The organism is Streptosporangium sp. NPDC087985 (genome assembly GCF_044741965.1).
Lineage (GTDB): Bacteria > Actinomycetota > Actinomycetes > Streptosporangiales > Streptosporangiaceae > Streptosporangium.
The window spans coordinates 158,514-182,417 of sequence record NZ_JBIUTQ010000004.1 but is presented as its reverse complement, the minus strand read 5'-3'; the positions used below and the strand labels follow the sequence as shown (position 1 = coordinate 182,417).

General features: G+C 70.8%; 17 protein-coding genes. 8 read left to right on the top strand and 9 right to left on the bottom strand.

The window, feature by feature from the left end:
• Positions 1-11 precede the first annotated feature (11 nt).
• The 8 genes from ACIN94_RS11940 to ACIN94_RS11905 all read left to right on the top strand — a co-directional run bounded on the left by ACIN94_RS11940 (position 12) and on the right by ACIN94_RS11905 (position 12,526).
• Positions 12-842, top strand: coding sequence for a hypothetical protein (locus tag ACIN94_RS11940; RefSeq protein WP_400703503.1), 831 nt, complete (start codon positions 12-14; stop codon positions 840-842).
• 37 nt (positions 843-879) lie between these two features.
• Positions 880-2,694, top strand: coding sequence for a class I SAM-dependent methyltransferase (locus ACIN94_RS11935; RefSeq protein ID WP_400703500.1), 1,815 nt, complete (start codon positions 880-882; stop codon positions 2,692-2,694).
• A 58-nt stretch (positions 2,695-2,752) separates the two neighbouring features.
• Positions 2,753-4,603 (top strand): glycosyltransferase family 2 protein, encoded by a 1,851-nt coding sequence (locus ACIN94_RS11930; protein WP_400703497.1) that lies wholly within the window; start codon positions 2,753-2,755, stop codon positions 4,601-4,603.
• A complete protein-coding gene (pseI, locus tag ACIN94_RS11925; protein ID WP_400703494.1) occupies positions 4,593-5,633 on the top strand; it encodes a pseudaminic acid synthase in 1,041 nt (346 codons plus the stop codon). Before ACIN94_RS11930 ends, pseI begins: the two co-directional genes overlap by 11 nt.
• Before the next feature lie 258 nt (positions 5,634-5,891).
• The gene (locus tag ACIN94_RS11920) at positions 5,892-9,419 is read left to right on the top strand and encodes a CDP-glycerol glycerophosphotransferase family protein (protein WP_400703491.1); all 3,528 of its coding nucleotides are present in this window, start codon (positions 5,892-5,894) and stop codon (positions 9,417-9,419) included.
• Between the two features lie 176 nt (positions 9,420-9,595).
• Complete coding sequence (locus ACIN94_RS11915; protein ID WP_400703488.1) at positions 9,596-10,444, top strand: CDP-alcohol phosphatidyltransferase family protein; 849 nt, start codon at positions 9,596-9,598, stop codon at positions 10,442-10,444.
• Positions 10,445-10,469: 25 nt separating this feature from the next.
• Entirely contained in the window at positions 10,470-11,480 is a 1,011-nt protein-coding gene (locus ACIN94_RS11910; protein ID WP_400703485.1) for a sulfotransferase family protein, read from the top strand.
• 2 nt (positions 11,481-11,482) lie between these two features.
• Entirely contained in the window at positions 11,483-12,526 is a 1,044-nt protein-coding gene (locus ACIN94_RS11905) for a sulfotransferase family protein (protein WP_400703482.1), read from the top strand.
• A 78-nt stretch (positions 12,527-12,604) separates the two neighbouring features.
• On the opposite strand, the gene ACIN94_RS11900 is transcribed toward ACIN94_RS11905, so the two are convergent.
• The 9 genes from ACIN94_RS11900 to ACIN94_RS11860 all read right to left on the bottom strand — a co-directional run bounded on the left by ACIN94_RS11900 (position 12,605) and on the right by ACIN94_RS11860 (position 23,773).
• Positions 12,605-13,693, bottom strand: a complete 1,089-nt coding sequence (locus ACIN94_RS11900) for a glycosyltransferase (protein ID WP_400703479.1) — start codon at positions 13,691-13,693, stop codon at positions 12,605-12,607.
• 7 nt (positions 13,694-13,700) lie between these two features.
• Positions 13,701-16,523 (bottom strand): CDP-glycerol glycerophosphotransferase family protein, encoded by a 2,823-nt coding sequence (locus tag ACIN94_RS11895; protein ID WP_400703476.1) that lies wholly within the window; start codon positions 16,521-16,523, stop codon positions 13,701-13,703.
• 129 nt (positions 16,524-16,652) lie between these two features.
• Positions 16,653-17,408 (bottom strand): SRPBCC family protein, encoded by a 756-nt coding sequence (locus ACIN94_RS11890; protein ID WP_400703473.1) that lies wholly within the window; start codon positions 17,406-17,408, stop codon positions 16,653-16,655.
• Between the two features lie 116 nt (positions 17,409-17,524).
• A complete protein-coding gene (locus ACIN94_RS11885; RefSeq protein ID WP_400703470.1) occupies positions 17,525-18,409 on the bottom strand; it encodes an FAD binding domain-containing protein in 885 nt (294 codons plus the stop codon).
• Positions 18,406-20,811, bottom strand: a complete 2,406-nt coding sequence (locus tag ACIN94_RS11880) for a xanthine dehydrogenase family protein molybdopterin-binding subunit (protein WP_400703467.1) — start codon at positions 20,809-20,811, stop codon at positions 18,406-18,408. The genes ACIN94_RS11885 and ACIN94_RS11880 overlap by 4 nt, the downstream gene beginning before the upstream one ends.
• Positions 20,808-21,341, bottom strand: a complete 534-nt coding sequence (locus ACIN94_RS11875) for a (2Fe-2S)-binding protein (RefSeq protein WP_400703464.1) — start codon at positions 21,339-21,341, stop codon at positions 20,808-20,810. Before ACIN94_RS11875 ends, ACIN94_RS11880 begins: the two co-directional genes overlap by 4 nt.
• 94 nt (positions 21,342-21,435) lie before the next feature.
• Positions 21,436-21,861: a nuclear transport factor 2 family protein gene (locus ACIN94_RS11870; protein ID WP_400703461.1), complete on the bottom strand. Its 426-nt coding sequence runs from the start codon at positions 21,859-21,861 to the stop codon at positions 21,436-21,438.
• Positions 21,862-22,035: 174 nt separating this feature from the next.
• Positions 22,036-22,242 carry a hypothetical protein gene (locus ACIN94_RS11865; RefSeq protein WP_400703458.1) on the bottom strand — a complete coding sequence of 69 codons (207 nt, stop codon included), beginning with the start codon at positions 22,240-22,242 and terminating at the stop codon, positions 22,036-22,038.
• Positions 22,232-23,773: a PspC domain-containing protein gene (locus tag ACIN94_RS11860; protein WP_400703455.1), complete on the bottom strand. Its 1,542-nt coding sequence runs from the start codon at positions 23,771-23,773 to the stop codon at positions 22,232-22,234. Before ACIN94_RS11860 ends, ACIN94_RS11865 begins: the two co-directional genes overlap by 11 nt.
• Positions 23,774-23,904 lie beyond the last annotated feature (131 nt).

The window sequence follows — 23,904 nt, the reverse complement described above, 5'->3', positions numbered from 1 at the left end:
GCGGAGGCACGATGCACCACACGAACCACTTTTACGGGCATGCCCATGTCTTCGCCCGGTACTGCGGGCTGGACCGGCGGAGGCCGCCCCGCATCAACGGATACCTCCAGCACGGATGGAATGCCCTGGACGGGTTCGGCCCCCGGGAGAGATATGTTCCGGCGACACCGAAGTTCGTCTGGGCGGACACGATGCGCCGCCGGGGTTGGGCGCGGGGACGCCGCGACTACTACCCGATCGGTGCCCCGTGGCTCTACCTGACGCGGATGGAGCCCGAGGAGCCGGGAACGGCGCGGGAGGGCACGATCTGGTACCCCTTCCACGGCTGGGAGCGCCAGCACGTGGACGGGGACCACCGGCGGCTGATCGACGAGATCCGTGAGGTCGAGCAGGGGACGGTCACCGTCTGCCTCTACTGGCTGGAGTTCGGCATGCCCGAGATCCGGAGCCTCTACGAGAAGGCGGGGTTCCGGGTGATCAGCCACGGCGCCCGGGGCTGGATGAAGAAGGGGACCGATCCGCTCTTCCCGCACCGGCAGCTCGCCGAGCTCCGCCGTCATCGGCGGGTGGCGTCCAACCGGCTGAGCACCGCCGTGTTCCACGGCATCGCGGCCGGATGCGAACCGGCCGTGTACGGCAACCCCATGGTCCTGGCGGACGAGGACCCGATGCACGGCGGGGTCGCTCGCATCCGGCGGCTGTGGCCGGAGCTTCACGGCGCCGAGGTCTCGCTCGCCGCAGCCCGGGAGATCGCCGACGACGAGCTGGGGGTCAAGTACCTGGTGTCCCCCGAGGAGATCAGAACCGTTTTCGGATGGCCGGGGGAGAGCGATGATCTGTGACGACGCCGTGGCCCGAGTCCGTCTCATAGGGGGAGAGATGCTTGAGTGGTCCGATACCGAACGGGACGGATCTCCCGGTGCCGGAGTGCTCGGCGAACTGTTGCGCCCCCTCCTTCCCAGCGGTGCCCGGGTCCTGGTCGCGGGGCCGCACCCGGCCGCCCTCCTCGACGAGCCGGTCGCCGGCGCGTGCGAGCTGAGCGTGCTGCTGCGCTCCTACTCCGACGCCTGCCGCCTGGCGGAGCAGCACGAGGCGACGGTCTACTGCGGGAGCCTGGAGAAGGCGGCGTTCCCCGAGGGGTTCGACGTGGTGATCGCCCTTGACGGGGTCGAGCGCCTCATGTCGTTCGACCACGCCGGCGGTTCCTGGTCCGAGGCGCTGAGGCGGCTCACCGGGATGCTCGCCCCGGGGGGGACGCTCGTGCTGGGCGTGGAGAACCCGCTGGGCGTCCACCGGTTCGCCGGAGATCCCTCGGAGGTTCACGAGCGTGCGGACGACGACTGGGCCGCCGCGGAGCTGGACCAGTCCCGGCCGGTGAATCTGGAGCAGCTCACGGGTCTTCTGGACGGCTCCGGTCTCACGCTGGGCAGGAGCTACGCGGCATACGGTCATCCGTCGGGGCCGCATCTCCTGCTGGACGTCTCGGCCCTGGAGAACGCCTCGGCGCCGACCGCCCTCGCCGTGGCCGCCTGCGCCGGGGTTTTCGGCACGCCCCCGGCGGGTTACGACTCGCGGCATCTGTGCCGGATGGCGATGGCCGGTGGGCTCGGGGCCCGGATCGCGACGCGCTGGGTGGTCGTGGCGCATGCCGCCGGTGGCCGCTGCGCGACCACGCCGGTGGCGCTGACCATGGACGCCGACGCCGCTCCCTACTGGCGGCTGCCCTGTGAGCTGGCTCCGGCGGCGCAGGGAGGATGGGTCCGCAGGGCGCGCGGCGACAGGACGCTGCGCGTGTCGGGGCGGGTGATACGGACGCCCGGACTGCTCGACGGGCCGATCCCCGAGGGCCGGTTCCTGGCCGAGATCCTCATGGCCGCCTGTGCCCGCAACGACGTCGTCGCGATCCGCGAGGTCCTCGCGCTCTTCCTGCGGTGGATGGAGGGCCACGGCGGCGAGGGGAAGGTGCCGGGATGGACGGCCTTCGCCGTGGCCGACAACGTGATCTTCGACGGCACCCGGTTCGCGATGCTGGACGCCAGCTGGCAGCTCCCCGGCGAGCTCGACACCGATGTGGTCCTGGCCAGGGTCATGCGCCACTTCGCCGTGCGGCTGCTGGATTCGGGGCTGTGGCACCCCTGGTCCTGGCAGCTCGGTACCGACCGGCTGACGCTGACGCTGCTCTCGATGATGGGCAGGACGGCAGACCTGGAGATCGTCCGCCGGGGAGCGGAGCTGGACGCGGAGATCGACGCCGATCTGGCGGGCTCCCAGGATGACGGCGCCCAGGACGGGGGGACCGGCGAGGACGGGCCGGTCCAGGACGGGGCCGCCGGCGACGGGCCCGGTCACGACGGGCCGGGCCAGAGCGGGCCGGACCAGAGCGGGCAGAGCCACGGCGGACCGGGGGGATGGCGGGAGAGCTACCGGGAGCTGTACGCCGCCAGGGGACGGCTGCGCGCGCGGCTGGAGGAGGCCCAGCAGAAGATCACCATGCTTGAGCGTGACCTGGACACCGCCGAGGCCAAGCTGGTGAAGGCCGTCCGTGCCGTGAAGCAGGCGGAACGGCGTGACGAGAGGATCCGGTCCTCGGCGGGTTTCCGGGTGGGGCGCGTGATCACCGCTTCGGCGGCGGCCCTCGGGCCGGTGCGCCGGATGTTCGGTGCCGGTTCGGGCCGGAGCGCCAATCGGGCCTGAGGCGCCGGCCCGTCCGAAGCGCCGCACGTTAGTCCAACATCTCCGGGGGGCAGGCTGTATGCCACAACTCAGTGTGGTCGTTCCGTACCACAACGTCGAACCGTACTTCGAGGAGTGCCTGACGTCGATCAGGGACCAGACACTCGACGATCTTGAGATCATCTGCGTGGATGACGGATCGACGGACGCGAGCGCGGTCATCGCCAAGGAGTACGCGGCGCAGGACTCCCGTTTCCGGGTGGTGGTCCAGGAGAACCAGGGCCTAGGACCCGCCAGGAACACCGGGGTGAAGTACGCGTCGGGGCGCTACCTGGCTTTCGCCGACAGTGACGACATCGTGCCTCAGCGCGCCTATGAGCTTCTGGTGGACTCCCTGGAGCGGAGCGGGTCCGACATCGCGTCGGGCAACGTGCAGCGGCTCACCTCCGAGGGGCTGATCCAGTCCTGGGCGCACCGCAACGCCTTCAGAAGGGCCCAGACGGGCACGCACATCACCCGGAACGTGCATCTGCTCTTCGACCGCTCGGTGTGGAACAAGGTCTTCCGGCGCTCGTTCTGGGACACCCTGGGCATGGAGTTCCCCGCCAGGCTGTACGAGGACATGCCGGTGACCATCCCCGCCCACGTGCGCGCCAGGGCCGTGGACGTGCTCTCCGAGGTCGTCTACATCTGGCGCCTGCGCGAAGGGTCCATCACCGAGCGCCGCTTCCGCGCGGAGAACGTCACCGATCTCATGATCTCCGTCTCCGAGACCGCGCGGTTCCTTGAGGAGCACACTCCGGGGCTGCGCCGTGTGTATGAGCGGGACACCCTCTTCAACGACCTCCGGGTGGCGGTCGAGGCGCTCGCGGCGGGCGTCGAGCCCGACCTCCTGCTGGAGGTCGTCTGCTCCTACCTCGACACCGTCGGACGCAACGCGCACCTGGAACTGCCCGCGATCCGCCGGTTGCAGATCCAGTTGATGCACCGGCGCATGGTCACGGAGCTGGCCGAGGCGGTCCGGTTCGAGCGGGACAGCATGGAGGAGGCCCGCGTACGGCGAGGCCTGCTGTCACGGCGCAAATGGTATGCCGACTACCCCTTCCGGCGCGGGTACGGGATCCCCCGCTGGGTCTTCGACGTCTCGCGAGAGCTCACGATGACCGGGCGGCTGGAGAGCTGGGAGTGGCGCGACGGCAGGCTGCGCGGCGAGGGCAGGGTGAAACTGCCCGGGGTCATGGTGAGGGCGGCCGCGTCGTGCTCGATCGACGTGTGGCTGTACGACCGCGCGACCGGCACGGTGCTGCAGCTGCCGGTGGAACGGGACGACCTGGGGTTCGCCTTCGACTGTGATCCCGGGCCGCTCTCCGGACAGGCCTCCCGATGGGAGCTGTGGGTCAGGTTCACCGTGGACGGGATCGTCCGGGAGGCCCGGCTGCGCAACCACGCTCCGGTACCCGCCCCCCGCGAGACGGACGCCGGGATGTGGGTCCAGCCTCTCGCGGACGACAAGGGGGCCGCCGTCCTCACCGTCAGGCGCCCGAGAGCGGCGGTGACCGGGTGCGAGCCGGTCGGGGACCGGCTGCGGATCCTCGGCTGGCACGCCGAACAGGAGAACGCCGAGGGCGTCACCCTGGTGATGAGCGTCATGGACGGTCTCGTGCGGACCTATCCCGTCGAGACCGCCCCGGCACGGGACGGTTGTAGGGAGTTCGTGGTGGGCGTGCCCGCCGAGGACCTGCGGGTCGAGCAGGAGACGGCCGTCTGGAACATGTTCCTGTCCGGGATGGCCGACGGCAAGCCGCTGCGGATGCCCGTGGCCCTCCAGGACCTCCCCGACTGGGAGACGGGCGGGTGGCGGATCCAGATGACGCGCACTTCGCGCGGGAACATGGCGCTGAGAGTCGAGCGGAGCGAAGATGATCATTAATGGGAGGTCCGTCGGCGTCGAGGCGGCGCCGTACGTCATCGCGGAGATGTCCGGGAACCACGACGGCGATCTCACCACGGCGATGAAGATCGTCGATGCGGTGGCGGCGTCGGGAGCGCACGCGCTCAAACTCCAGACCTACCGCGCGGACACGATCACCATCGACGCGGACGGCCCGTCGTTCCGGGTGTCCCGGGGGCACGACCTGTGGGGCGGTGAGCGTCTCTACGATCTCTACGAGCGCGCGCACACGCCCTGGGAGTGGCACGGGCCGATCTTCGAGCGGGCGCGGTCGCTGGGGCTGACCGTCTTCTCCAGCCCGTTCGACCCGACGGCCGTGGACCTTCTGGAGAGCCTGGGCGCGCCCGCCTACAAGATCGCATCGTCGGAGATCGTGGATCTTCCGCTGATCCGCCGGGTGGCGCGGACCGGAAAGCCGCTGATCATCTCGACGGGCATGGCGAGCCTGGGGGAGATGGACGCGGCGGTTCAGGCGGCCAGGGGAGCCGGATGTGAGCACCTCGTCCTGCTGGGATGCACCGCGGCCTATCCCGCGGCGGTCTCCGACAGCAACCTGCGCCGGCTACCCGCGCTGGCGAGGACGTTCGGGCTGCCGGTCGGGCTGTCGGACCACACTCCGGGCATCGGCGCCGCGGTGGCCGCGGTCGCGCTCGGCGCGTGCGTGATCGAGAAGCACGTGACGCTCGACAGGGCGGGAGGGGGTGTCGACGCGGCGTTCTCGCTGGAGCCGGACGAGCTGTCGGCACTCGTCGTCGAGAGCGACCGCGCGTGGCAGGCGCTCGGCAGCGCCGTGGTCCGCCCCGTCTCCGCGGAGAGCGAGGGGAGGCGCTTCCGCCGGTCCCTGTACGTCGTGGCCGACGTCCGTGCCGGTGACGTGGCGTCGGAGAGCAACGTCCGCTCCATCCGCCCGGCGGGAGGGCTCCCGCCGGACGCGTTCACGACGGTCGTCGGCCGGACGTTCCGCCGTGACGCCGTCCGGGGAACCCCACTCACCTGGGATCTGGTCTGACCGGCCCCCGACGGGGGCCCGGCACGTCCTGAAGGCCCGTGGATCCGCCGCTCGGCGGGTCTGCGGGCCTTCACGCATCCCGGCGAGGACATCGGACGCCGGGCGGTCCGAGGTGGTCAAGGATCGGCCAGAGCCGCGCCATTTAACCGCATGCTCCGAGCGTCTGTCAGGCACCCTCCTCATTCTCAGGGAGAGGGAGCGTGCCCGGACCCGCTCCGGATCCCGTCTGGATCACCCAGGTAGGTCCGTATTTCACGGATGTTGGAGGCTGACGCTTTGTCGCCGCTTCTGAGTATTGTGGTCCCTTTCTTTAATGTGGAGCCTTATCTCGAGGAATGCCTGACGTCCATCGCCAGGCAGACGCTCCGCGACTCCGAGGTCATCTGCGTGGATGACGGCTCGCTCGACGGCAGCGCCGTCATCGCCAAGGCGTTCGCCGAGAAGGATCACCGCTTCCGGGTCATCCACCAGGAGAACGCCGGCCTGGGACCGGCCAGGAACGCGGGGGCGCTCCACGCGACCGGTGAGTACCTGTGTTTCGTCGACAGCGACGACGTGCTGCCCGTCGACGCCCACGAGCTGCTGGTCTCCTCACTGCGCGGGTCGGGCTCCGACTTCGCGTGCGGCAACGTCCTCTTTCTCAACTCCGTCGAGACCTGGCGCTCCGGCCTGCACTCCCGGCCCTTCCGGGAGACCGTACGGCAGACGCACGTCAATCTCCGCCCCGAGCTGCTCCTGGACCGCACGGCCTGGAACAAGGTCTTCCGCCACGACTTCTACCGGGAGCACGGCTTCAGCTTCCCCGCCGGGCTCTACGAGGACGCGCCCGTCACCATCCCGGCCCATGTGCTGGCGCGCTCGGTCGACGTGCTCGGCGACGTGGTCTACTGCTGGCGGCAGCGGGAGGCCGGAGACCCGTCGATCACGCAGAGCCGTACCGTCCCCGGCAACCTGGAGGACCGGATCGCGTCGATAACGCGGGTCCAGGCCTTCCTGTCCGCTCACGCGTCCCCCGCGCTGCGGCGCCAGTTCGACGAGTTCGTCCTCCGCAGCGATCTCACCCTCTACGTCAACGCCGTCCTGGACGCCGACGAGGACTACCGGGAGCGGCTGGTGGAGAACGCGGGGGCGCTCGTCGAGCGCATGGATCCCGGCATCCTGTCCGGGCTCCCCTGGGAGCAGCGCCTGGTGTTCGAGCTGCTGAGACGTCGCCGGACGGACGAGTTCACCGAGGTGCTGGCAGAACGGCAGGAGGGCGTGTTCCACGGGATGACGCGCCGCATGTTCGGCTGGTACGCCGACCACCCGATGATGCACAGGGGCGTGCTGCCCAAGGAGGTCTTCCGCGCGGGTGACAGTGACTTCCCGCTGGTCTGCCGGGTCGACCAGATCGAGCTGCGGGACGGCGGCGACCACCTCCGCGTGTCCGGCCGCGCCTACATCAGGGGCATCGACCTGCCACGGAAGGAGTCGTCGGACCTCACGGTGACGCTGCGCAACACCCGGACCGAGCGCGTGATCGAGCTGCCCGTCCAGCGGCTGCTCCGCACGGACGTGACCGCCACCTCCCGCCGTGGCGTGAACTGCTACGACTGGTCGGGGTTCGAGGTCGACCTCGACCTCGCCGTGCTGGCCCAGGCCGCCAGGAAGACCCGCTGGCAGCTGGAGGTCCAGGTCACCGCGGAGGCCGTACGGCGGTCCGGTCCGCTGACCGCCACCGCGAGCAGCGACGTCCGCCGGTCCCCCGGCATCCCGGTGCTCCCCGGGGTCGGCCTGCACGTGGACGTGAACGCCGACGACGAGGTCCTGTTCAGGGTGCAGCCGGTCCACACCGAGGCGGAGGTCCGGCCGGGCGGCGAGGGGACGTTCGAGGTGTCCGGCTGGGTGACGTCCGACATCCAGGCCGAGTCGAGCGGGACGCTGCTGGCACGGCTACGCCGCGGCGGAAGGGAGTTCGGCGTCCCCGCCCGCTGCGTCCCCCTCGGCGGTGGCCGGGCCGGTTTCAGCGCCCGGCTGCCCGTCGCGGAACTGCTTCCGGCCGACCCACAGGGGAGTGACACCGCCGGCCCGCAGATCGATCCCGACCCCCGGTGGGATCTTTCCGTCACCGCCGGACCGGGCAGGCCCCGCAAGCTGGCGGCCGGACCCCTGGGCGCCGAGGCGTATGTGACCACGGGGGACCGCGAGGTCGGTGTCGTCGCGACCGCGCTCGGCCCCCTCAGCGTGGTGGTCCGTCCCATCCGGCCGCTGGTGACCGAGATCGGAGGGGACGCGGACGACGGCATCCGCCTGACGGGACGGTACGCCGGGGTCACGGACCCGCGGGCCCGGCTCGTCCTGCGCGAGGTGGGCGGGGGCGGGACGCACCACGTGCCGCTGGAGTGGGAGGGGGAGAGGTTCTCCTGCGTGTTCCCGCTGACCCGGTTCGAACTGTACGGCGAGCACGTACCGCTCACCGGCGGCCGGTGGGAGATCCTGGTCGAGTCCGGAGGGGAGCTGTACCCCGTCAGGCCGGCCAGGAGCCTCCTCACTGATCTGCCCGCCGTCCAGACCGCCGGGACGCAAACGTTCCGGGTGCGGGCGTACCGCGTGAACGGCATCGCCGTCGACGTCCGGCCGGCGCTCGGCGCCGCCGCGGGCAACCACGCCCAGCGGCGTCTGGCGGAGCGGGACTACCCGGCCTTCCGGAAGGAGCCACTCCGGGATCTCGTGGTGTTCGAGTCCTGGCAGGGGCGTCACTACTCCGGCAGCCCGCGCGCGATATACGAGGAACTGCGGCGCAGGGGTGACGGCCGCGAGTGCGTGTGGATCTCCGCCGACGGTCAGGTCCGGCCGCCCGGGGACGCGCGTGTCGTGCTGCGCGACAGCCGGGACCACTATGAGGTGCTGGCCCAGGCCGGCCATGTCATCTCCAACGGGAGGGCGCCGAGCTGGTTCACCAAGCGTGATGGTCAGGTCCACGTCCGCACCTGGCACGGCACCCCGCTCAAGCGCGTCGCCCACGACATCGCCGAGGGCCGTTTCAGCAGCCGGACGGACCGGCTGCGCAGGCTCGCCGCAGAGGTGGCCAGGTGGGATCTGCTGATCTCGCCCAGCTCCTTCGGCACCTCGGTCCTGCCCGGCGCCCTCCGGTACGGCGGGCCCGTTCTCGAATCCGGCCGTCCCGGCAACGACCTGTTGCACCGGCCCGGGAGCGAGGAGGCGGCGGCGCGGGTGCGCCGGGCCCTGGGCATCCCGCCGGACCGGCGCGTGGTGCTGCACGCGCCCACCTGGCGGGACGACCAGGTGTTCTCGGGCGGCAGGCACCACCCGGACATCCGGCTGAACGTCGACCGGGCGCTCCAGGCGCTCGGCGACGACCACGTCCTCCTGTTCCGCGACCACCCGCGGACGTCGAGGACGGTCAGGCCCATCAGCCTGAACCCCCGGTTCGCCGACGTCACCAGGTATCCGGACGTCACGGACCTGCTGCTCATCGCCGACGTTCTCATCACCGACTATTCGTCGCTGATGTTCGACTACGCGGGCACCGGCCGTCCAATGATCTTCTTTGCCCGCGACCTGGAGCACTACCGTCAACGGCAGCGCGGCTTCTACTTCGATCCGGCGGAGCACGTTCCGGGGCCCCTGCCGGAGACCGCCGACGAGGTGATCGACGTGCTGGCCGACCTCGACGGGACCGTCTCGGCCCATGCCGCCGCCTACCGCGGCTTCAGGGAACGGTTCTGCCGTCTCGACGACGGAAACGCCGCCGCACGCGTCGTCGACCACGTCTTCCGGGAATGACCCGGCCGGGACGGCTCTCCGGGGGCCTGCCCGGCGACCGCCCGATCGCGTCGCGAGGGAACCTCACAGGGGCGGTCATCCCGGGGTGACGCTGCTGGTCAAAAACCGGTATGGAGATCCTCTCTTGGCGTCCGAGTGTCATCCATTGATCACGCGGGGTGGCCATGCTGGGACGCATGAGGGCCTATTCGTTGAACGACGTTCACGCGACCCGCAAACGAAAAGACTCCTGGTGGACGGTTTACATGGTCGATCCGGTGGCGTGCAGGCTCACCCTGCTCGTCGCCAATCACACGGCCATCACCCCCAACGGGCTCACACGTCTGTCGCTGGTCCTCGGGATGGGCTCGGCCGTCTGCTTCGCGTTCGGACAGCTCGTGGCGGGGGCCGCGCTGTTCTACGTGAGCTTCATGGTCGACTGCATGGACGGGAAGATCGCCCGGCTCAAGGAGACGGGGACCGCGTTCGGCCTATGGCTCGACTACGTGGGCGACCGGATCAGGGTGGTCTGCTGCGCGGCCGGGCTGGCGTTCGGGCAGTACGCGGCGACGGGGGACGACGCCTACATCATGCTCGGGGCCGGGATCGCCGTCCTTGACCTGTTCCGCTACGTGAACGCGCCGCAGATGAAGCGCGTGCGAGAGGTGGTCAAGGAGAACAGGCTGGAATCCCAGGCGAACGCGGGACTGGTGGTGCCCAGACAGCCCCGGCCACCCGGGATGTCCGGGACGCCCCGGGTCCCCCGGGCGCCCCGGGCGCCCCGGGCGCTCACCGTGCGCCGCAGGATCAGCCGGTTCCTCGTCCGTCACCGGGTGCGGACCCACCTGATCAGCGGCATCGAGTTCCACGCCGCGGTGTTCGTGATCGCTCCACTGGTGGGGGTGGCGGCGCTGCTGCCCGTCTCGATCGTGGCGGGGACGCTCCTTCTGCTGAACGAAGTCTTTCTGATCTACCGAATGTGGCTGTTCACGCGGGTCGCGCCTCCTGTGCCACGCCCGGAGAACGCGCAACGCGTACCTGTTTGATCATCTTTTACGGGGGTTCGTTGTCATGCAGTCCGACCGACCGATCTTTGTGATCGGCTGCCCACGCTCCGGCACCACCATGTTGCAGCTCATGTTGCATTCGCATCCGCGCATCGCGGTGCCTCCGGAGACGCGGTTCCTGGTGCCCGGCTACTACCGCAGGTTCATCTTCGGGGACCTGCGTGAGCAGGGGAACCGGCGCAGGCTGGGCCGATGGATCGTGAGCGACAAGGACACCAAGTTCAAGGAGCTCAAGCTCGACGGGGAAGAGCTGATCGAGAACATCGCGGCCGGGCCGCCGACGCTGGGCTCGGCGATGGGGATCACCTTCCGCTCCTACGCCGAGCTGCACAGCAAGTCCCGCTGGGGTGACAAGCGGCCGAGCTACTTCCACCACGTGGGCCTCCTGCTGAGGCTCTTCCCGGACGCCCAGTTCGTCCACCTGATCAGGGACGGCCGCGACTGCGTCGCGTCGCTGAAGGAGATGCCCTGGTACACCAAGGACGTCTTCCACGCGGTGACCAACTGGGCCGAGGCCATCGACTACGGCCGCAGGCACGCCAGGAACCTTCCGGCCGACAGCTACTACGAGCTGCGCTACGAGGACCTGACGGCCAATCCGGAGACCGAACTCGGCAGGCTGTGCGACTTCCTCGGCGAGGACTACGACCCGGCGATGAGCGAGCCGTACCACGTGGGCAGGGTGGCGATCCCGGAGCACAAGGTCTGGCACAGCAACACCCACGGCGACGTGACCACCGCCCGGGCGGGCTCGTGGAAGACCAGGCTGGAGCCCTGGGAGGTCGCGGTCTGCGAGACGGTGCTGGCCGACCGGCTGACCGCCAACGGCTACGAACTGACCGGTGCCCCCAAGGCGACCAAGGAGCACGTCGAGGCGTGCGAGAGGGCGGCGTCCAAACGGCGCTGGGCCCGCCGGCGCAAGGAGTTCCGTGACCGCCTGAACCGCTTCCGCGAACCGAGTCCGGTGGCCGCGCAGCTCACCACCCGGCAACTGGGCGAGCTGGCGAAGGTCTGACAATGCAATCGGATCGACCGATCTTCATCGTGGGCTGTCCCCGCTCGGGGACGACGATGCTGCAGCTCATGACGCACGCCCACGCCCGCATCGCGATTCCCCCGGAGACCCGGTTCCTGGTCACCGCCTACCAGCGGCGACTGCACTTCGGCGATCTGAACGACCCGGCACGCAGGCGGGAGCTGGCCGAGTGGGTGGTCAACCGCCGCCAGTCGCGCTTCCACGACCTGGGCCTGGACGGCGAGGAGGTCATCCGGCAGATCGTCGCCGGACCGCCGACGCTCGGTTCGGCGCTGGGCATCGTGCTCCGCTCCTACGCGGTCCAGCACGGCAAGCCGCGCTGGGGCGACAAGCGGCCGTCGTACTTCCAGAACATCGACGTGCTGCTGAGGCTCTTCCCGGACGCCCAGTTCGTCCACCTGATCAGGGACGGCCGCGACTGCGTCGCGTCGCTGAAGGAGATGCCCTGGTACAACGGGAGTGTCTACAGCGCGGTGGCGGCCTGGGCCGAGGCGATCGACTTCGCCCGGCACGGCGCGCCCAAGCTCCCCGAGGGCAGTTACCACGAGCTGCGCTACGAGGACCTGACGACGGATCCCGAGGCCCATCTGCGCAGGCTGTGCGAGTTCCTCGGGGAGAACTTCGACCCGGCCATGTGCGAGCCGAAAGCGGTGGCCGAGGCTGCCTGTCCCCCGCGCAAGACCTGGCACTCGCTCACGCACGAGGACGTGACGACCTCGCGGTCGGGCTCGTGGAGGAAGCGGCTCGATCCCTGGGAGATCTCGCTGTGCGAGAGCGTCCTCGGAGACCGGCTGGAGACCTACGGCTACGAGCTCAGCGGAGCGCCGAAGACCGACACCTCGCGGATGGTCGCCTACGAGCGGACCGCGGCCAAACGGAAACTGGCCCGGGTCAAGCGGGTGGCCTTCGACCGGCTGATACGGCTCCGCGAGCCGAACCCGCTGGGCGCACGGCTCACCTCGGGCCAGCTCGTCCTGGCCGGAGTGCCCCAGCCGCGCAACGAACCCGTCACGGCCGACAGGTGACCTGACCGAAGGGGCCTCCGCCGTACGGCCGGGCGGCCCTCCCGCCGGTCCGGAGGCCGGGGGCGCCCGGTCCGGGGCTCAGCGGGTGACCTGGTCGAACAGGGCCTCCCACCGGTCCAGGACCCGTTCCAGCCGGAACACCTCGACGTGCGCACGAGCGGCGGCGCCCAGCCGCCGCCGCTCGTCCACCGAGGCCATCAGCCCGGCCAGGGCCGCCGCGAAGGCCGTCACATCGGCCGGCGGCACCAGCAGGCCGGTCTCCCCGTCGAGGAGCAGCGACCGCACCCCGCCCGAAACGTCGAACGCCACCGAGGGCACGCCGTAGGAGGCGGCCTCGCCGAGCACCAGCGGCAGTCCCTCGTGCTCGCTGGACAGTCCGAGCACCGACCCGGCCAGGTATTCGCGGCCCATTCCGGCGGCGGGCACCGTACCGCGGAACACCACCCGGTCCGCCACCCCGCACGCGCGCGCGTGCGAGCGGAGCCGCTCCAGCTCCGCACCCTCGCCGATCAGGTGCAGCTCCCAGTCCCCGTCCACGGCGCGACCGGCCTCCGCGAAGGCCGAGACCAACCGGTCGAACCGTTTGACGCCCGCCAACCTGCCGATCCCGAGAACCCGGTGGCCGGTCAGGCCGGCGGTCCGCACCGGCCAGGTGGGCAGCGGATTGGGGATGGCCCAGGTGTTGGGGAGCAACCCGTGCTCGGAGAACAGCCACGCGTCGTCCTCGCTGAGGAACACCGCCTTCTCCAGTCCGCCGTAGTGCTTCCTGACCGAGTCGAAGTGCCAGGACCCCCGCGCGTGCTCGTAGGAGCCGTGGTACTGGCCGAGCGGCAGCAGGTGTTCCGGCAGCAGGGGTCCCAGCCGGGTCACCACACCCGGCGAGGTGAGCACCGCGAACCCCGCCTCCAGCTCCCGGAACAGCTTGCCGAGCCGGCGGCGTTCCCGGCGCACGCCCAGCGGGGAGAGCCCGCCGACCGGCGTACGGTGGATCACGTGGTGCCGGTAGCCGGGCCGCTCCACGTAGCGGAACGGGTTCCCGGCCCGATGCAGCCCGACCACGTGCACGTCGTGCCCCCGCTCGGCCAGCCCCTGCGCCACGGTGTGGGTCACCCGCTGTATCCCGCCGAGCGTGTCGGCGTCCATGCAGGCGAACATCACGGAACTCATCCGCCGCTCACCACGACCGTTCCGGCGGGGACGGCCGGATCGGCCACCGCTCCGGAGAGGGCGGCCGGATCGGCCACCGCGCGGTGACGCGCGAGGCGGCCCGTGCGGGAGGCCGGGCCCGCACCCCGCCGAAAAAGGCGTCCACCACCTTCGCCGAGGCGTTGCCCTTCTCGTCGGCGCACCACGTCCTGCGGAACTCGATGTACCTGGCGGCGAACGACGCGGACACCTCGTTGAGGCCGCGCAGCGCCTCGACCAGCTCCTCGGTGGTGGTCAGGCAGGGGCCGGGGGCGATCGCCGGCAGGTCGTGGTAGACCCCGCGCTCCACGCCGCGGTACTCGTCCCAGTCGTCGATCAGGAACAGCATCGGACGGCCGGTGATCGCGTAGTCGCACATCAGTGAGGAATAGTCGGTCAGCAGCGCGTCAGAGGTCAGCATCAGGTCGTTGACCTCGGGATAGGAGCCGGCCGGGCGGACGAAGTGGCGCAGGTGCTCCGGCACCTCGTAGCGTTCGACCGGGTGGGGCCGGAGGATCACCACCCACTCGTCGGCGAGCGCCTCGGCCATCATGGCCAGGTCGGCCCGGATCGACCGTCCCGAGGACCTGTCCTGGTCCCGGTAGGTGGGCGCGTAGAGCAGCACCCTGCGTCCCGGGGAGATCTCCAACCGGTCCTTCGCCCGCCGTACCGCCTCGTCGTCGCCGTGGACCAGCACGTCGCACCGGGGTGAGCCGTACCGCAGTAGCGGCCCCTCGTACCCGTGGGAGGACGGGAAGAACCGCTCGAACTCGGCACTTGGCGCGACCAGCGCGTCCCACCGGGCCACCGCCGCCCGCCATTGCGCCCGCGGCCCGGGGAAGTCGGCCCGCAGGTCCGGTGCGTTGAACCCCACCGACTTGATGCCCTGGCCGTGCCAGGTCTGCAGGTAGCGGGTCCGGGCCGGTTTGGGATAGGCCAGCGGCATGCCGTGGCTGTCCACCCAGTAGCCCGCCCTGGCCATGGTCCACAGATGTCGCCAGCTCATCCGCCGGACCAGCCGGGCGTCCGAGGGGAAGTTCCGCCGGTTCCTGGCGACGGACCAGACCATGTCGAGGGGCGCCCGCCGCCGCCTGAGCTCCTCGTAGACGTAGCGGGGGCTACCGGTGTAGCCGGCACCGACGTCGGACTCGAACAGCGCCAGGTCCTCGCGGGGCGGCACGATTCTGAGCAGTCCCTTGTAGACGCGGAGCTTCACGTCCGTCCGGCCCGCCCGGCGGATCACCCCGCGGGCCAGCCGCCCCAGCCGGGACACCGGACGGAGCAGGCTCCGGCGCTGCCACCGTACCCGCAGGACCGCCGCCGTCCCTTCCGCCATGACGGTGACCCGGTGGCCCGGGAGGAGGGCGCTGAACGGTTCGGCGGCGGGTTCGACGAGCAGCGGGTCGGTGGTCACCCGGCCGTCGGCGCGGACGATCCCGACCAGCGGGTCGTACCGGCCGTCGAAGCCCAGGGGGCCATGGCGACCGTGCTTGAGCGCGGCGAGGTCGACGGTCACCTCACTCAGGTGGCTGCCGTCGTCCTGCTCGCGCGGAGCCAGCGGCACCCGGTGATCCTTGAACCCCAGGAACGCGGTCCAGCCGGGGTTGGCCGCGAGCACTCCGAACGGGTCATAGGTCCTGACCGTCAGCGTGACCCGGGTGCCCTGGCCGGTGAAGGAGGCCTCGTGGCGGAGCCGGGCCGCGGTGTAGGGCAGCTCGGCCATCCGCAGCGAGGTGATGTCCATCTTCTCGGCGGGGACGGTGCCCCAGTAGGTCCGGCCGCCCTCCTGTACGGCGGAGCGCGGCGCGGCCTTCGGCCCGTTCAGGGACCGGGCGGCGACCACGAGCTCGTCGGACCGGCCGTCGAGGATCAGGCCGCAGCAGACCCGGATGACCGGCTCGACCGGAACGAAGGCCTTCGGATCGATCTCCTCCAGGTAGGGGCGGACCAGGGAGGAGAACTCCTCGGCCCACGCGGGGTCACGAGAGGGCAGCGGGTTCAGGTAGACCCGCAGGTCCTGGCGGAGGAAGCGGTGCTGGCGTTCGGGGACCAGGTGGGCGAGGCCGTGGTCGCGCAGGATGCCGTCACTCAGCCGGGCCGCCCTGATCCGCTGCCGGACGTTGTCCATCTCCTCGATGCTCAGCGAGATCGACAGCCGGGTCTCGTCCTTCTCCACGGACCGGTGCCACAGGTAGACGGTCCACGGGACCACGGCGAACCGCCGTGCGGCGCAGTAGAGCTCGGTGGTGAAGATGTGGTCCTCGTAGTGCAGGTCCTCCCGGAAGGGCAGCCGCCGCAGCAGTCCGACCGGGTAGAGCTTGTTGGTGCTGAAGGAGTCGAGGAACAGCTCCGGCTCCCGCGCGATCCCCTCGACGGTCCTGCGCCGGGCGAACAGGTCCGGGTAGTAGCGCTGCGTTCTGCCGTTCCACTCGTACAGCCGGGAGATCTGCCCGGTGACGAAGTCCGCGCCGGTCCGCTCGATCTCGCAGAGCATGCTCTTGCAGGCGTGCCGGGGCAGCCGGTCGTCGCTGTCCAGGAACATGACGTACGGCGCGCGGGCCGCCGCCACCCCCCTGTTGCGCGGCGCCCCGCAGCCGCCGCTGTTGACCTCCCCGCGCAGGTAGCGGACCCGGGAGTCCTCCCGCTGGAGCTTCCGCCCGACCCGCTCGGTGCCGTCGGTGCTCCCGTCGTCCGAAATGATCACCTCGACGTTCCGCAGCGACTGCCTCAGCACGGACCGCACGGCCCTGGGCAGCCGCGCGGCGTCGTTGTAGGTGATGACCACCACACTGCAGTCGGGCGTATTGATCACATTTAGAGATATTCCCGTAACTAAAAGTAACCTTGTGTGGCTTGTGAACTACTGTCTCCTTCTTGACCGGTTCCGACCCAGACCGCCCGCTCGCCCGGGTGGATCCGTCACGGAGGCAGGGGCGGGGCCTCAGTGACGGCGGCGGAGGGTGCGGCGGACCAGCCAGCCGGCCAGGACGAGCCCGGTCAGGGCGGCGGCCACCGGGGCGGCGCGTCTGAGCAGGGGGATGCCCGCGATCTCCATCAGGTCGAGGGCCTCCTCCTCGGGGGTGAGGGAGGTGCGGGCGGTGCCGGCCGGGTGGGTGTCGAGGCCGCGGGCCTTCTCCACCATCGCCGTCTCCGGGGGAGAGGGGACGGCGGTGAGATGGCGGACCGGCTCGGCCTCGTCCCGCACGGTGGCCAGCGGAGGAGGGGCAGGGACGTTCTCCGTGACCGGATGCTCCCTGAGCAGCTCCGCGAGGTTGGCCGCGAACCTGTCGATCAGCTTTTCGCCGATCTCGGCCATCAGGCCCCGGCCGAACTGGGCCGGACGGCCGGTCACGCTGAAGGAGGTCTCGACCGTGACCCGGGTGTCCGGACCGGCCGGGTACAGCCGCGCGGTGACCGTGGCGCCGGCGGTGCCCGCCCCCCGCGACTCCTTGCCGGCGGCCTTGATGGTCAGGACGTGCGCGTCCTTGTCCACGTCCTCGAAGGTGGCGTCACCCAGGTAGGTCACCGTGATCGGCCCGACCTTCACCTTCATCCGGCCGGTGAAGGAGTCGCCGTCCACCGTGTCGAGGGCGGCCCCGGGCAGACAGGGCGCCACCCGCTCGACGTCGAGCAGCACCGACCACGCCTGCTCGACCGGTACCGGAACCGTGAACTCGTGCTCGAATCGCATCGCCATCGATCCGCTCCCTGTCCATCGCCCGCTTCCGCGACACTGCTGACCGTGCGCGGCGGCACTACCAGTCTGCCTGCCCGGCAGGCCGGGAGGCGGGCTCCCGGCCTGCGAAACGCCGCTCAGCCGCTCGCCGCTCTGACCGCCCGGCAGGTCAGCACCCGGGCCAGGTGGCGGCGGTAGTCGGGTCCGGCGTGCAGATCCGCCGGGGGTGAGGTGCCGGAATCCGCCTCACCGCAGGCGTTCCTGACCGGGTCCCGTGCCCCGTTCTCACCGGCCGGGGCGGGGCTCACCCCGCGCAGCGCGGTCTCCACCGCCCGTGCCCGCACCGGCGTCGGACCCATGTTGGTCAGCGCGATCCGCGCCTCCCCGATGGTCCCGTTGTCACGCCGTACGGCCGCCGCCACGCCGACGATCGCCCAGGCCTGCGCCGTCCGGTGGAACTTCTCGTAGTGGAAGCCCCAGCCCGGGCCGAGCTTGGGCACCCGGACGCCGAGCAGCACCTCGCCGGGGCCGAGCGCCGGTTCCAGGTAGTCGACGAAGAACTCACCCGCCGGGATCTCCCGCTCGCCCTCGCTGGACCGGACGACGAACACGCAGTCCAGCGCCAGCGCGACGGCGGGCAGGTCTCCGGCGGGGTCGGCGTGGGCCATCGACCCGCCGAACGTGCCGCGGTGCCGTACGGCGGGGTCGGCCACCGTGGCGGTGGCCAGCGCGAGCAGCGGGACCTGCTCCCTGACCACGTCGGAGCGGAGCACCTCGTCGTGCGTGGTGAGCGCGCCGACGTACACGTGGTCGCCCCGGTCCTCCACGCCGCGCAGCCCGGGCAGCCGCCCGAGGTCCACCAGCGCGGTGGGGTAGGCGAGCCGCAGGCGCAGCAGCGGCAGCAGGGACTGCCCGCCGGCCAGCACCTTGACGTCCTCGCCGGAGGAGTCGGCCTCGGCGAGCACCTGACAGGCCTCCTCCAGGGAGGTGGGCCGGATGTAGTCGAACGGCGCGGGGATCATCGGGTCCCTCCCTCGGTGATCACACGCCAGACCCGCTCGGGCGTGCACGGCATCCGCACGTCGTGCACGCCGTACGGGCGCAGCGCGTCCACGACCGCGTTGACGACGGCCGGGGTGGAGGCGATCGTGCCCGCCTCGCCGACGCCCTTGACGCCCAGCGGGTTGCTGGTCGCCGGGGTCTCGGTACGGTCGGTGGTGAAGTCGGGCAGGTCGGCCGCCGACGGGATCAGGTAGTCGGCCATCGTCGTGGTGAGCAGGTTGCCCTCCGCGTCGTGGACCGCCTCCTCGAAAAGCGCCTGGGAGATGCCCTGGGCGATGCCGCCGTGTACCTGGCCCTCGACGATCAGCGGGTTGACCACGGAACCCACGTCGTCCACGGCCACGTAGGAGCGGATCGTGAGCGCGCCGGTCTCGGTGTCCACCTCGATCGCGCACAGGTGGGTGCCGTGCGGGAAGGAGAAGTTGTCCGGGTCGAAGGTGGCGTCGGCGTCCAGCCCGGGTTCGACGCCGTCGGGGAGATCGTGCGCGGCGAAGGTGGCCAGCGCGAGCTCCTGGATGGTCCTCCCCTCGGACGTTCCCCGTACCGTGAACGACCCGCCGGTGAACTCGAGGTCGTCGGGGGAGGCCTCAAGCAGGTGCGCGGCCAGCTGCCGGGCCTTCTCCTTCACCTTCTCGCAGGCCGCCAGGACGGCGACGCCGCCCACGACCAGCGAGCGCGAGCCGTAGGTGTCCATGCCCTTGTGAGAGACGGCGGTGTCGCCGTGCAGCACGGCGACGTCGCCGAACGGCACGCCCAGCGCGTCGGCCACGATCTGGCTCCAGGCCGTCTCGTGTCCCTGGCCGTGCGGGCTCGTCCCGGTGACCACCTCGACCTTGCCGGTGGGCAGCATCCGGACCGTGGCGTGCTCCCAGCCGCCCGCGCCGTAGCTGAGTGAGCCCAGTACGCGCGACGGCGCCAGCCCGCACATCTCGGTGTACGTCGAGACCCCGATGCCGAGCTGGACCGGGTCCCGCCGCTCCCGCCGGTCGGCCTGCTCGGCCCTGAGCTTGTCGTAGCCGAACAGCGCGAGGGCCCTCTCCGTCGCGGCCTCGTAGTTGCCGGAGTCGTAGGTGAGCCCGCAGACCGTCTCGTACGGGAACTCCTCGTGGGTGATCCAGTTGCGGCGCCGTACCTCGACGGGGTCCAGGCCGAGCTCGTTGGCCAGCTCGTCCACGGCCCGCTCGATGGCGAACGTCGCCTCGGGGCGTCCGGCGCCCCGGTAGGCGTCGGTCGGCATCTTGGTGGTGAAGACGCCGGTGCAGGTGAAGTCGTAGGCGTCCACCTTGTAGATGCCGTTGTACATGAACGCGCCGAGCAGCGGTATGCCGGGCGTGACCAGCATCAGGTAGGCGCCCATGTCGGCGAGGAGATCCACCCGGACGCCCCTGATGCGCCCGTCCCGATCGGCCGCGAGGGAGATCCGCTGGAGCTGGTCGCGGCCGTGGTGCACGGTCAGGTTGCCCTCGGACCGTGACTCGGTCCACTTCACCGGCTTGCCCAGCCGCCTGGTGATGAGCAGGGCGAGCACCTCCTCGGCGGTGACCTGGAGCTTGGAGCCGAAGCCGCCGCCGACGTCGGGGGCGACCACCCGCAGCCTGTGCTCGGGGATGCCGGTCGTCAGCGCGAGCATGACGCGGAGCACGTGCGGGATCTGCGTGGAGGAGTAGAGGGTGAAGTCGTCGCCGTCGGTGGTGGCCACGACCGCGCGGGGCTCCATCGCGGTCGGGATGAGCCGCTGCTGCACGTAGGTCCGTTCGATCACCACGGGGGCGTCGCGGAACGCCGCGTCGATGTCGCCTCCGGCGAACTTCCAGGTGAAGGCCCGGTTGCCGGACTCGTGGACCTTGGGGCTGCCCTCGGCGAGCGCCTCGGTCATGTCGATCACCGCGTCCAGCGGCTCGTAGTCGACCTCGATCGCCTCCAGGGCGTCGGCGGCCTTGTAGCGGTCGGTGGCGACCACGCAGGCCACCGCCTCGCCGGCGTAGCGGACCTCGTTCACCGCCATGGGCGGGTGGGCGGGGATGACGATGTCCTCGGTGACCGGCCACGCGCACGGCAGGCTGCCCTGTTCGCCGGCGAGGTCCTGGCCGGTGTAGACCGCGACCACGCCCGGCCGGGTGCGCGCGGCCGAGGCGTCCACCCGAGTGATCCGGGCGTGCGCCATCGGGCTGCGCAGGAACGCCACGTACAGCATGCCGGGGAGCTGGATGTTGTCGGTCCACGTGGTCCGGCCGGTGACCAGCCGGGCGTCCTCCTTGCGCCTGCGGGCCCTGCCGACCTCGCGGGCGCCTACGGGCTCGCTGACCTGGCCGCTCTCGGCGATCTGCTCGGCGATCAGGCCGGCGTCGAGTTGCTCGCTCATGGAGTCGGCACCTCCCGCCGCTCCCCTGCCCGCTCCCCGGTCCGTTCCGCTGCCCGCTCCCCGGCCCGTGACATCTCCGCCGCGCCGCGCCGTACCGCCCGGACGATGTTGCAGTAACCGGTGCACCGGCACAGGTTGCCCTCAAGCCCCTGGCGGACGGCCTCCTCCGACGGGTCCGGGTCGTCGCGGAGCAGGTCGATCGCAGCCATGATCATGCCTGGGGTGCAGTAGCCGCACTGCAGGGCGTGCTCGGCGTGGAAGGCCTTCTGCATGGGGTGCCACTCGCCCCCCTGCGCGAGGCCCTCGACCGTGACGACGTCGCTCCCGTCGGCCTGTACGGCGAGCACGGAGCAGCTCTTGACACTCCTGCCGTCGAGCATCACGGTGCAGGCGCCGCAGTTGCCGGTGTCGCAGCCGATGGGTGTCCCGGTCTTGCCGAGCCGATCTCTCAGCAGGTGGACGAGGAGGAGGCGCGGTTCGACGTCGTCCTCGTACGTGACGCCGTCGACGATGACGGTGATTCGGGGCATACATCCTCCAAGAACACCCGTGCGGGGGATAGGAGAAATGAGAACCGACAGAAGTGAACGTACGCCCCTGTTCTGCCCGGTCAACCCCCTGGCATCACGCCAATGGAAGTTCCTTCGGTCTGCGGTCGCCAAAGATACGGCGGTCCGCCTCGTTGATCCGGAGGTCGTTGATGCTCGCCTCGCGCCGCCTCATCAGCCCGTCGTCGGCGAACTCCCACAGTTCGTTGCCGTAGCTGCGCCACCACTGGCCGTCCGCGTCGTGGCATTCGTACTGGAACCGTACGGCGATGCGGTTGCCGCTGAACGTCCACAGATCCTTGCGGAGCGCGTAGTGCTGTTCCCTGGCCCACTTGCGAGTGAGGAACTCCCTGATCTCCTCGCGCCCGGTCAGGAACTCGTCCCGGTTGCGCCAGACCGAGTCGGGCGTGTAAGCGAGCGAGACCCGCTCGGGATCCCGCGTGTTCCAGGCATCCTCGGCGGCCTGAACTTTGGCTCGGGCCGTCTCCTCGGTGAAGTTCATCTGAATCCTTCCAGCGCGGAGACCATGGACTTTAGCTCCGGGGAGGAAGCGCGGCGCGGTGCCACGCGGTTGGGCAGGCGTGGATCGTCCGCGAAGCAGGAAGATCCGACCCGTGAGGGTGGGAATTCCCTGGCTCCGGTTGTGGCGAGGAAGGCACAGAGCCGCGAGATCGGCTCAGCGCCGGGCCACCCGGGCGAGGATGGCGACCAGGCCGGCCAGGCCCAGGCCGCCCAGCAGGACCGGGATCATGATCAACGATTCGACGGCCGGACGGAGGACGAACACGATCCCGACCCCGACGAACAGCAGGCCGCTGAGCAGGGCCATCCAGTCCGTCCGATGCCACCTGCCGGGACCGGTCCGCTCGGACTCAGGCAGCACGGCGCACCTCCACGTCTCCGATGCCCGCCTTGACGTTCAGGACGATGGTCGCCGCGTCGCCCTCCGGGGTCACCTCGGGCTCCAGAACCTTGTCGTGCCGGATGTCGGCCCCGCCCTCCACCGTATGGTCGATCTTGACGTCGCCCAGCTTGGTGTATCCGTTGACCTCGACCCGGGCTGTCGGTGGCAGGATCACGCTGATCTGGCCGACGGAGACGGACGCTTCCAGGACCGTCCGGGAGCCCGGTGGGAACGTCAGGTCGCTGAGGTCGAGGGTGCCCTCGCCGATGCCCACCGCGTAACCCCCGGCGATCTCGGACATCTTGGTCGGGGCCCAGTGGTAGCTGCCGAACTTCTTCGGCATGCTGGGCAGCGTGGACCCCGCGACCAGGGCGATCGATATGATCATGCCCGCCGCGATCAGGGCGGCGCCCCGGCCGAACCAGGCGGCGACCATGAGCCCGCCGCCGATGGTGATCAGCGCCGCGCCGCCGGCGACCGTCATGTTGACCGATCCCGAGGTGGCTTGGACCGCCACGGTGATCCCTCCAATGATCATGGCCAGGCACAGGGTGATACCTCCGACGTACGACCGGGGCCGCTTCGGCCGGGTCGCCGTCCGGACCGGTCCGCCGTACCCGGACAGGCCATAGGGGGGGTACGGCTGCTGCCGCATGCGCGGGTCCAGAGGCTGGTAGGGCCCGTAGGGCGAGAACGGCTCGCCGGAGGAGTCGAAGGACGGCCTGGCGGCGGTGCGGGGGGCCGGCGGGGTGCTCACGGGGGACGGGGTGGGGCCGTAGGACGCCGTGTCCCCGGCCGGCGGAGCGTTCTCGGCCTGCGGCAGGTTCTCGGGGAACGGGACGTCCTCGGTCGCCGGCGTGCTTCCGGCCTGCGGCGCGGGCGGAGCCTGGGCCGGGTGGAAGGCGGTGGACACCGAACCGGTCCGCGGCTGCGCGGCCGGATGGGGGCGCGCGGCCGAGTAGGGGTCGGTGACGGGCGGCTGGGCGGGACCGAAGGCCGCGGGCGGGTGCGGAGCCGGGCGGCCGCGTAGCCGGTCGGGCAGGGAGCGGGCCAGGGGCAACAGGTCGACGCCGCGCGAGTGGGCGGTGAGCAGGGCGATGGCGAACAGCGTGCCGACCACGACCGTTCCGGTGCCGATGCCGCCCGAGGACACATTGATGATCAGCCCGAGGGCGAACACGCAGCCCAGCAGCGCCAGTACGGTCTCGTTGTCGAACGTACGGCGGGTCCACTGCTCCACGTATCCCGGCCCGCCGTCCGTCTCCCGCATCAGCAGGAACGCCGCGACATAGAGCATGACGCCGATTCCGGAGCCGAGGACCAGCACCGCGAAGCCGACACGGAACAGCACCGGATCGATCCCTGCGTAGCGGCCCAGCCCCGCGCAGACTCCGGTGAGCATGCGCCCCTCGTTGCTACGGTGGAGCGGGCGCTCTCCGGCGAGGGCGGATGCGGGCGGCGAGTCGGACGGGGTGCTCGCCGAGTCGTGCTCGTTCCCGGTGTCGGTCATGTTTCCATCGTGGCCCTTCCCCACCGGGGACCGCATCCGGGAGACCCCTGAGTCCTCCCGGAGGATGCGAGCCTCTCTCAGGGTCGGGTCAGGGGAACGCCGGATGCGCGAGGTGGCTCCGACATGTGACG